1 protein-coding gene and 1 pseudogene are annotated in these 2,001 nt (G+C 64.5%); one reads left to right on the forward strand and one right to left on the reverse strand.

Translation table 11 applies throughout. The features are described from left to right. Window positions 1-130 precede the first annotated feature (130 nt). Complete coding sequence (gene ltrA / locus AB0L97_RS38575; protein WP_364440009.1) at window positions 131-1,612, forward strand: group II intron reverse transcriptase/maturase; 1,482 nt, start codon at window positions 131-133, stop codon at window positions 1,610-1,612. 296 nt (window positions 1,613-1,908) lie between these two features. Here the strand turns inward: ltrA and AB0L97_RS38580 are convergent. Further along, window positions 1,909-2,001 (reverse strand): annotated as a pseudogene (locus AB0L97_RS38580) (IS982 family transposase); the annotation flags it as partial.

The following is a 2,001-nucleotide window of genomic DNA, read 5'->3' on the forward strand; positions in this document are numbered from 1 at the left end:
TGGGCTTGCTTGAGCCGTGATGCGTCGACGAGGCGCATGTCCGGTTCTGAGGGGGCCTCGGCGCAGTAATGTGCCGGGGCTACCCGACAAAGCCGATCACATGGGGAAGGGCAACAGCGAGAGGAGACAGTTGGTTGCTGTAATACCGAAAGAAGCGCCGCCGAACGGCGGCGCCGGCTGCGCGGACCCGAAGGGGCCGTGGCAGCGGGTATCGGAGATGCAGGACAAACTGCACCGTTGGGCGGCGGCCGACTCCGGCCGCCGGTTCGATGATGTGTTCAACCTCGTGCACGACCCGGCGACGCTGCGAGTGGCGTTCCACCGGCTCGCGGGCAACCGGGGCCGTAACACGCCCGGCATCGACGGTGTCACCACCGACGATGTCGAGCACGGTTTCGGTGTCGATGGGTTCCTGGACCATCTGCGGTTGTCGTTGAAGGGCGGGTCGTTTCGGCCGGTTCCGGTGCGGCAGCGGCAGATTCCGAAACCGGGTGGATCGGGAAAGCTGCGGAAGTTGGGCATTCCGACCATCGCGGATCGGGTGGTCCAGGCCGCGTTGAAGCTGGTGCTGGAACCGGTTTTCGAGGCCGACTTTCTGCCGGTCTCCTATGGGTTCCGGCCGAGGCGGCGGGCGCAGGACGCGGTCGCCGAGATTCAGATGTTCGGTTCCCGTGGCTATCAGTGGGTGCTGGACGCTGATATCGAGGCGTGTTTCGACCGGATCGACCACACGGCTGTGATGGAGCGGGTTCGGTTGCGGGTCAAAGACAAACGTGTCCTCGCGCTGGTGAAAGCGTTTCTCAAGGCCGGGGTGATGTCCGAAACCGGCCATGTCGAGGGCAACGACACCGGCACTCCGCAGGGCGGGATCCTGTCGCCACTTCTGGCCAACATCGCGTTGTCGGTGCTCGACGAGCACGTGATGACGCCGTGGAAACCGGACGGGGTGATGGGAACGACCTATCGACGCCACCACCGTCGTGCCAAGGGTCTGCCGACATGGCGGATCGTGCGTTATGCCGACGATTTCGTCGTGCTCGCGCACGGCCAAAAGCACGACGTGGTCGCGTTGCGCGAGGACATCGCGGATGTGCTCACCCCGCTCGGGCTGCGATTATCGGAGTCCAAGTCCAGGGTCGTGCATATGCGCGAGGGGTTCGACTTCCTCGGTTTCCGCATCCAGTGGAAACGCAAACGGGGAACACGGACGTGGTTCGTCTACACGTTCATCGCCGATCGCCCGTTCCGGGCGGTGGAGGCGAAGATCCGTGCCCTGACACATCGAGTCAGCCAAGCAGACATGGGTGCGGTCATCGGCAGGATCAACCAGATCCTGCGTGGCTGGACCAACTATTTCCGGCATGCCGTATGCAGTCACACGCTCGACCGGCTGCGCTATTTCGTGAACTGGCGGCTCATCCGCTGGTTACGAAAACGGCACCGCTGGAGATGGCGAACGTTCCGCCGCAAGTTCACCACCCCGACCGGGCGGTGGCTTCCGATCGCAGCAGACGGCATCGAGTTGTTCGATCCGGCATCGGTGACGGTCCGCCGCTACCGATACCGCGGCAACCGAATCCCCAACCCGTTCCTGCGGCGCAGAACAGCCTGACGGCATCCGATCGTGGAGAGCCCGGTGCGTCGAGAGGCGCACGGCGGGTGTGCGCCGTGTGGCGCTGTGTTGCATCCCCGGTGTAGCCGGGAGGAACTCGGAAGGAGGTTCTTGGGTCACCTGACTACCTGGAGGTGAAAGCTGAAGGGGACAACAGCATGTCAGGGAAGCGGTAGCCGTCTGGAGGCGTTCGGGGCGGGGTGCCGCGAGACCCGCGCGATATGGTCAAGGCTGGATTGCTTGAAGCCCAATCCCCAGCGATGAAAGTGCGCATCCGCCGGAACAACGCCTGAAACCGCGGCCAGGGCCAGGAGTCGCTGGGCGATACGGGCGTAGAGCCCGGTGGCGGTGCGGGCGCCGTGGGCTTCGAGGGACAGTTGGCCCTTGCA

Origin of the sequence: Nocardia sp. NPDC051911, assembly GCF_040681035.1 — a bacterium.
Lineage (GTDB): Bacteria > Actinomycetota > Actinomycetes > Mycobacteriales > Mycobacteriaceae > Nocardia > Nocardia sichangensis.